Source organism: Streptomyces sp. NPDC005648, assembly GCF_040605395.1.
Lineage (GTDB): Bacteria > Actinomycetota > Actinomycetes > Streptomycetales > Streptomycetaceae > Streptomyces.
In genome coordinates, this window is the sequence record NZ_JBEXCS010000179.1 from 1 (window position 1) to 7,288 (window position 7,288).

The following is a 7,288-nucleotide window of genomic DNA, read 5'->3' on the forward strand; positions in this document are numbered from 1 at the left end:
CTAGGGTGTGTTGCGAAAGTCCCGTCGTCCGCCCGGAGGGCGGGCCGGGCGGCGTCTGGGCGTGCTCTCGGCGTGCCGGGCGGCGAGCGGCAGGCGGGACTTTCGCAACCCGCCCTGGCCGCCCCGTGCCCCTTTGTCCCGCCCCGGACCCTTACCGGCCGCCGTACGACCGGTAGAGGTGTTCGATTTGCGCCGCCAGGGCGTCGCGGCGCCGGGCGACGGCCGCCAGCTCGTCCTGGTGTGCGTGGATCGCCACCCGCTGGTACGCGGACTCCACGGCGAACCACGTCCCCACCAGGTTCGTCCGCGTCTTGCACACGACATCCGTCTCGGCCCGCGCGATCTCGGCGCGGGTCGGGGCCGGTGCGTCCATGGACGGGACGGCCGCCGCGTGAAGAGGATCGCGGATCCGGTAACCACGGGCGCTCATGCACCTCGACCACGCGCGCACGACCGCCTCGACCCGCGGGTCGGCCTCGGAGCGGCCGAAGCTGTCCGCCTTGATGGCGGCGACGATTCCGTCCGCCGAGGTCCCCGGGCCCTGAAGCTCGTCGAGACCGGTGCCCGCCGGCGTCTGCGGCGCGCCCAGACAGCCCCCCGGGGGCACGGCGCGGCCGTGGTGGCGGACCACGCGCCGGCCCGAGCCGTCGACTCCGGTGAGGAGCGCGCGCACCACGGGCGGGAGACGGCCCTTGACCGGCGAGACGGCCCGGGCGGCGGCCGGGCCGCCCGGGCGGGGCACGTGATACCCCCACACCCGGACGCTGCGGGCCTCGGTGACCCCATAGCGCCGGAACAGCACCGTGAAGGCGTTCTCGGCCGTCCCGTGCCGCACGGGACGCACACCGGCGGGGTAGGAGAGGCCGAAGCCGCGCATGCACGCGCTGACCGCCGCACTGCGCACCCAGTCCTCCTGCACGGACTGATAGGGCGTCAGCATGTAGGCCTCGACGGGCAGATGGAGTCCCTCGACGCTGGTCACCACGGGAACCGCCGTCGTGGAGGGCGGGTTCCGGGGAGGGCCGGTAGCCGAGGACTGGCACGAGGTGACCGCGAGGGCCACCGCCGCCGCGCAGCCCGCCAGGGCCCAACGGGTTCTACGCCATACGGTCATCGCTTCCTCTTCCGCGTCCGGGGGAGGGGCTCGCCCGCGCCGGACGGCACGGACAAGCCCCCTGACGATCTGTCAGCCGATGCCGACACCGGGGCAGTTGGTGGAATCGTCCACGGCGATCGACGCCTCGTTGTTGCGCAACTGCGGGACGGAACCGGAGCTGTTGGCGGAGGTGAGGTTTCCGCCCCGGTTGCCGTTGTTCATCCAGTTGGAGTTCCCGGTGTATCCGGGGGAGACCCAGATGCCGACATGGCAGCCGCTGCCGTTGGCGGCGGAGGCCGCGTCGTTGCGCACCGGGTGGCTGGTGCCAGTGAAGTCGCCGCTGATGGTGGAGACGGCGGTGGCGGTGTAGGCCTTGGTGCCGCCGGTGTGGTCGGGCGAGTAGTACAGGCAGAAGTAGTAGACGCTGCCCGTGTTGCAACTGGACGGGCTGGCGAAGCCGTTCGAGCCGTCGATGACCGCGCTCGACGCACTGGCCTGTGTGGCCAGTCCGCCGAGTGCGAGGGCCGCGGCCGCGCCCGCCATACCGATACGGGCGGTGATCCTACGGGTGAGCAGCACTGTCTCCTCCGATGCGATGGATTCGGGTGCCGAGGTCACCGGCCGCTGTCGCCGGTGGGCACGCCCCTCACTCTCGCGTCGAGGGCGCCGCGGGTCATGGACGCCCGGTGCACACTCCCGGACGCCCCGTGCACAGTGCCGGCGGCATACCGCCGCCAGTCGCGGGGTGTCATCCCGTAGGCGGCGCGGAACTGGCGGCTGAACTGCTCGGGGTGGGTGAAGCCCCAGCGGGCGGCGACGGCGTGGATCGGCTCGTGGTGGCGATGGAGGTCGGACAGGTCCCGGCGGCAGCGTTCGAGCCGGCGCAGTCTGATCCAGGCGCCGATGGTGCTGCCCTGCTGCTCGAACAGCCGATGGAGATAGCGCAGCGAGATGTGGTGCGCCGACGCCACGCTCGAAGGGGAGAGCCCCGGGTCGCCCAGGTGCCGCTCGATGAAGGCGTGGATGCGGCCCATCAGCACCTCCCGGCCGGTCTCCGCCGGCAGCCGGTCGCCGAGGTCGAGGTGGTGTGCGAGGAACGCCGTCGCCAGATCGAGGGTGACGGACCCGAGCCGTGCCGCGTCCTGGGGGCTCCAGCGCCGTGACCCCGTGACCAGGCCTTCCAGGAACGGCCGCAGCACCGCGCCGATGCCGCCGTCCCCCGGCAGACGTCTGCCGAGCAGGGTACGGGTCCTGTCCGGTGGAAGGAGCACCGCGGCCACCGGAAGGTGCACGACCGCGAGGCCGGCCGTGCCGCGGTCGGTCCCGGCCCAGGCGTCGTAGGGCCGTGAGGTGTCGTAGAGGAGGAAGTCGCCACGGCCCAGACCGGTGTCGTGCCCGTAGCCCGACATGCCCGTCGTGCCGTGCGTGACCAGTGCGAGCCCGAAGGTCTCCGGGTCCGACCGGCGGATCAGGGCCGGAGTGCGGCGCGAGCGCAGCGCGGGGACGGACAGCGCGGAGACCCGCGCCACGCCCAGGTCGAGGAACAGGGCGCTGGCCCTGAAGTCGTCGGCGCGGCCGCTGCTCAGGCGGGTCGGTGCCAAGGTGCGGTCCACCAGGTCGCACCACCAGTCGAACCGGTCCGACCGCGGTAAGTCCTCGCTGCGTACGGTTGTCACGATCACCCTGAGTCCCTCTTCCCCCGGCCGCCCCCTGCGGCACCCCGCACAGGATGTCGGCAGGGAGGGGGCCGCGGAATCGACCACAGGTCACAGACGTGGGTAAACCTCTGCGGTAGTCGCGCGGGACGTACTTCTCAGGGCTGATCGCATTCGAGCCAGGCGGGGCCGGGCCGCTCGGTGCCGGGCGCCGGGTGTCTCACCGGCCGTTCTGCTCGGCCTGCGCCTGCTGTTCGGCGACGGCCTTGCGGACCTCGTCCATGTCCAGCTTGCGCGCCTGTCCGATGACGTCCGTCAGGGCCGCCTCGGGCAGGGCGCCCGGCTGCGCGAACACGGCGACCTGGTCGCGGACGATCATCAGCGTCGGGATCGACTGGATGCCGAAGGCCGCGGCCAGCTCCGGCTGCGCCTCGGTGTCGATCTTGCCGAACACCAGGTCCGGGTTCTCCTCGGCCGCCTTCTCGTACACCGGCGCGAACTGACGGCACGGCCCGCACCAGGACGCCCAGAAGTCGATCAGGACGAAGTCGTTGTCCGTGACCGTCTGGTCGAAGTTCTCCTTGGTGAGCTCCACGGTGCTGCTCATGACCTGAATTCCCTCTTCCTGCTGTCGGGGCGAAGCCGTCGGCACAACGCGGCCGGCCGGTCGCGTATTCCGCGCCCCTACCCGTGTGGCCCGAGGCCACACCACCCACCAGACTGACCCCATGACGGAAACGGAAACCATCGCGTACGACGTCGTGGTGCTCGGGGCCGGGCCCGTGGGGGAGAACGTCGCCGACCGCACCCGCGCGGCCGGCCTGTCCACCGCGGTCGTGGAGAGCGAACTGGTCGGCGGCGAGTGCTCCTACTGGGCCTGCATCCCCAGCAAGGCCCTGCTGCGCCCGGTCATCGCCCGCGCCGACGCCCGCCGCGTACCCGGACTGCGCCAGTCGGTGCAGGGCCCCCTGGACGCCGAGGCGGTCCTCGCCCATCGCAACTACTACACCTCCGACTGGCACGACGACGGCGCGGCCCAGTGGCTCGACGGCATCGGCGCCGACCTGTACCGCGGCCACGGCCGGCTGACCGGTCCGCGCACGGTGACCGTCACCGGCTCGGACGGCACCCGCAAGGTGCTCACCGCGCGGCACGCCGTCGCCGTCTGCACCGGGACCGACGCCGTGCTGCCCGATCTGCCGGACCTGGCCGAGATCAAGCCATGGACCAGCAGGGACGCGACGAGCGCGCAGCAGGTGCCCGGGCGGCTCGTGGTGGTCGGCGGGGGAGTGGTCGCCACCGAGATGGCCACCGCCTGGCAGGCGCTCGGCGCGCGGGTCACCCTCCTGGTCCGAGGCAAGGGCCTGCTGAACCGAATGGAGCCGTTCGCCGGAGAGCTGGTCGCCGAGGCCCTCACCGAGGCCGGCGCGGACGTCCGCACCGGTACCTCGGTCGAGTCGGTGACCCGAGAGAACGGCACGGTCGTGGTGGTCACCGACGCCGGTGACCGCATCGAGGCCGACGAGATCCTCTTCGCCACCGGCCGCAAGCCCCGCACGGACGACATCGGCCTCGACACGGTCGGCCTCGAACCGGGCGGCTGGCTGCCGGTCGACGACAGCCTCCGGGTGACGGGCAGCGACTGGCTCTACGCCGTCGGCGACGTCAACCACCGCGCCCTCCTCACCCACCAGGGCAAGTACCAGGCCCGTATCGCGGGCGCCGCCATCGCCGCCCGCGCCATGGGCACACCGATCCTGGAGTCGGACCCGTGGGGCGCCCACGCCGCCACCGCCGACCACCACGCCGTCCCCCAGGTCGTCTTCACCGACCCCGAGGCGGCCGCCGTCGGCCTCTCCCTCGCCGAGGCGGAACAGGCCGGACTGCGGGTGCGGGCCGTGGACGTCGACATGACGTCCGCGTCCGGCGCGGGCCTGTACGCCGACGGCTACAAGGGCCGCGCCCGTATGGTCGTCGACGTCGAGGCGGAGATCCTGCGCGGTGTGACCTTCGTCGGCCCCGGTGTCGGCGAACTCATCCACTCCGCCACCGTCGCGGTCGCCGGCCAGGTCCCGATCGGCCGCCTGTGGCACGCGGTCCCGTCGTTCCCGACCATCAGCGAGGTCTGGCTGCGGCTGCTGGAGGCGTACCGGGACAACTGACCGGCAGGGGAAGGGACTTCCTTCCGAGGAACGTGACGCGCTACGGCAGCTCGAAGCCGAGTGCCTCCGCGGCCCGGTCCGGTGCCGGCTGCGCCCACCGCTCCGCCATCGCCTGGTTGGAGGAGAGCGAGCGCGGCTCGGCCCGGTCCAGGTACAGGGTCCCGTCGAGGTGGTCCGTCTCGTGCTGGACGATCCGGGCCGGCCAGCCGGTGAACACCTCGTCCAGCGGACGCCCCCGCTCGTCCTCGCCCGTCAGTCGGACCTGGGCGTGCCGTGCCACGACCGCCTGCCAGCCCGGCACGCTCAGACAGCCCTCGAAGAAGGCGACCCGTTCGGGGCCGACGGGCTCGTACGACGGGTTGACCAGGACCCGGAAAGGCTGCGGCACCCGGCCCCGGACCAGCCGGACCTCCTCCGGCACCGGGGCCGGGTCCTCGATCACCGCGATCCGCAGTGCCACCCCGACTTGCGGGGCGGCGACGCCCACGCCGGGCGCCGCGTGCATGGTCAGCCGCAGCGCCTCGACGAAACGGGCCAGCAGGGCGGGGTCGAGCTGTCCGTCGAAGCGCTCGGCGGGCCGCCGCAGCACCGGGTCACCGGCCGCGACGACGGTCAGCGGGCCCTCGCCGGCGAGGAGTTGCTCGACCTGCTCGGCAAGGGGTGCGTGATCACGGGGAGTTGCCATCGGGCCAGGATGCCACGGCATCCGGCGGGGGACGGATCGGCGTGTGACGCAGACCACTTGGCGCTGTGGGAACTCGGCGCCGTCCTCCTCCGACTACTGGACCGCTACCGCCTCATCCTCCCGTCCCCGTCCCCCGGAGAAGCCCGCCGATGTCCACCGCTCCCTCGACCTCCCCCAATCCCGGCTCCGCTCGACCGGGTGGACCCCCGTCGGACGAGACTCCGCGGTCCGGGCCCGCCCCGGCCCCGTCCCCGAGCCGGTGGGCCCCGCTGCGGCCCCTCGTCCTGCGTCTGCACTTCTACGCGGGCGTGTTCGTCGCCCCCTTCCTGCTCGTCGCCGCGGTCACCGGCTTCCTGTACGCCGGCGCGTTCCAGGCCGAGAAGCTCGTCTACGACCACGAGATGACCGTCGCCGAGGTGGGGGACGGCAAGCTGCCGATCTCCGCGCAGGTGGCCGCGGCCCGCGAGGCCCACCCCGAGGGCACGGTGGCGGCCGTACGGCCCTCCCCGGCGGCCGATGCCACCACCAGGGTGCTGCTGTCCGGCGTCAAGGGCGTCGACCCCGACCACACCCTCGCGGTCTTCGTCGACCCGTACACCGCGAAGGTGCGCGGCGCTCTCGAACAGTACGGTTCGACCGGCGCGCTGCCCCTGCGGACCTGGATCGACGAGTTCCACCGCGACCTGCGCCTCGGCGACACCGGGCGTCTGTACAGCGAGTTCGCCGCGAGCTGGCTGTGGGTGATCTCCGGCGGCGGACTGGTGCTGTGGTTCTCCCGCCGCCGCGCCCTGCGCAAGGTCCGCGGCACCAGCGGCCGGCGCCGCACGCTCGGTCTGCACGGCACCGTCGGCGTCTGGGCCGCCGCCGGGTTCTTCTTCCTGTCGGCGACCGGTCTGACCTGGTCGACGTACGCCGGCGCCTCCATCGACGAACTGCGCACCTCGCTCGGCCAGGCAACCCCGTCCGTCTCCGCGGCGGTCGGCGGCGAGCACGCCGGCCACGGAGCCTCCGCGTCCACGGGCTCCGGTGAACACGGCGTCGGTCTGGACAAGGTGCTGGCGGTCGCGCGGGCCGAGGGGCTCGGCGACCCCGTGGAGATCGTGCCGCCCGCCGACGCGGGATCCGCCTACGTCGTCAAGCAGATCCAGCGCAGCTGGCCCGAAAAGCAGGACTCGGTCGCGGTCGACCCGACCAGCGGCAAGGTCACCGACGTGCTGCGGTTCGACGACCACCCGCCGCTGGCCAAGCTGACCCGCTGGGGCATCGACCTGCACACCGGCGTCCTGTTCGGCCTGGTCAACCAGCTGGCCCTGATGGCGCTCGCGCTGGCCCTGTTCCTGCTGATCGTCTGGGGCTACCGCATGTGGTGGCAGCGCGGCCGCGGCTCCTCCTTCGGCCGGCCGATCCCGCGCGGGGCCTGGCAGCAGGTGCCGCCGCTGGTCCTGGTCCCGGCCGTCGGTGTCGTCGTCGTACTCGGCTACTTCGTCCCGCTGTTCGGCATCCCGCTCGCCGGATTCCTCCTCGCGGACGTCGTCCTCGGCGAGATCGCGCACCGGCGCGCGCACGGAGGCGACCCCGCCGTGGAGTAGCGTGCGGCGACATCCCCGCCGCGGTGGAGTGACCGTGACACGACGGCCGGGACGGGCGGTATGACCAGTCGGCGCCCACCTCCGCCCTGCTTGCCGGCGAC

At 73.0% G+C, this 7,288-nt stretch carries 7 protein-coding genes; 2 read left to right on the forward strand and 5 right to left on the reverse strand.

The features are described 5' to 3' along the window. Positions 1-151 precede the first annotated feature (151 nt). From ABZT17_RS44525 to trxA, 4 genes are all read right to left on the reverse strand, one after another. Entirely contained in the window at positions 152-1,114 is a 963-nt protein-coding gene (locus ABZT17_RS44525) for a hypothetical protein (protein WP_356357902.1), read from the reverse strand. Positions 1,115-1,186: 72 nt separating this feature from the next. Continuing rightward, complete coding sequence (locus ABZT17_RS44530) at positions 1,187-1,675, reverse strand: peptidase inhibitor family I36 protein (RefSeq protein ID WP_356357903.1); 489 nt, start codon at positions 1,673-1,675, stop codon at positions 1,187-1,189. A 35-nt stretch (positions 1,676-1,710) separates the two neighbouring features. Further along, entirely contained in the window at positions 1,711-2,772 is a 1,062-nt protein-coding gene (locus ABZT17_RS44535; RefSeq protein WP_356357904.1) for a helix-turn-helix domain-containing protein, read from the reverse strand. Positions 2,773-2,971: 199 nt separating this feature from the next. Next, positions 2,972-3,358 carry a thioredoxin gene (gene trxA / locus ABZT17_RS44540; RefSeq protein WP_356357905.1) on the reverse strand — a complete coding sequence of 129 codons (387 nt, stop codon included), beginning with the start codon at positions 3,356-3,358 and terminating at the stop codon, positions 2,972-2,974. Positions 3,359-3,479: 121 nt separating this feature from the next. On the opposite strand from trxA, the gene ABZT17_RS44545 reads away from it, so the two are divergent. Further along, positions 3,480-4,913, forward strand: a complete 1,434-nt coding sequence (locus ABZT17_RS44545; RefSeq protein WP_356357906.1) for an NAD(P)/FAD-dependent oxidoreductase — start codon at positions 3,480-3,482, stop codon at positions 4,911-4,913. A gap of 40 nt (positions 4,914-4,953) precedes the next feature. Here ABZT17_RS44545 and ABZT17_RS44550 read toward each other — a convergent pair whose 3' ends face one another. Further along, positions 4,954-5,598 (reverse strand): peptide deformylase, encoded by a 645-nt coding sequence (locus ABZT17_RS44550; RefSeq protein ID WP_356357907.1) that lies wholly within the window; start codon positions 5,596-5,598, stop codon positions 4,954-4,956. A 149-nt stretch (positions 5,599-5,747) separates the two neighbouring features. Between ABZT17_RS44550 and ABZT17_RS44555 the strand changes: the two genes are divergently transcribed. Further along, positions 5,748-7,187 (forward strand): PepSY-associated TM helix domain-containing protein, encoded by a 1,440-nt coding sequence (locus ABZT17_RS44555; RefSeq protein WP_356357908.1) that lies wholly within the window; start codon positions 5,748-5,750, stop codon positions 7,185-7,187. Positions 7,188-7,288 lie beyond the last annotated feature (101 nt).

Coding starts and splice junctions, on each gene's coding strand:
- ABZT17_RS44525 (WP_356357902.1), bottom strand. CDS start 1,114: ATGACCGTATGGCGTAGAACCCGTTGGGCCCTGGCGGGCTGCGCGGCG.
- trxA (WP_356357905.1), bottom strand. CDS start 3,358: ATGAGCAGCACCGTGGAGCTCACCAAGGAGAACTTCGACCAGACGGTC.
- ABZT17_RS44545 (WP_356357906.1), top strand. CDS start 3,480: ATGACGGAAACGGAAACCATCGCGTACGACGTCGTGGTGCTCGGGGCC.
- ABZT17_RS44550 (WP_356357907.1), bottom strand. CDS start 5,598: ATGGCAACTCCCCGTGATCACGCACCCCTTGCCGAGCAGGTCGAGCAA.
- ABZT17_RS44555 (WP_356357908.1), top strand. CDS start 5,748: ATGTCCACCGCTCCCTCGACCTCCCCCAATCCCGGCTCCGCTCGACCG.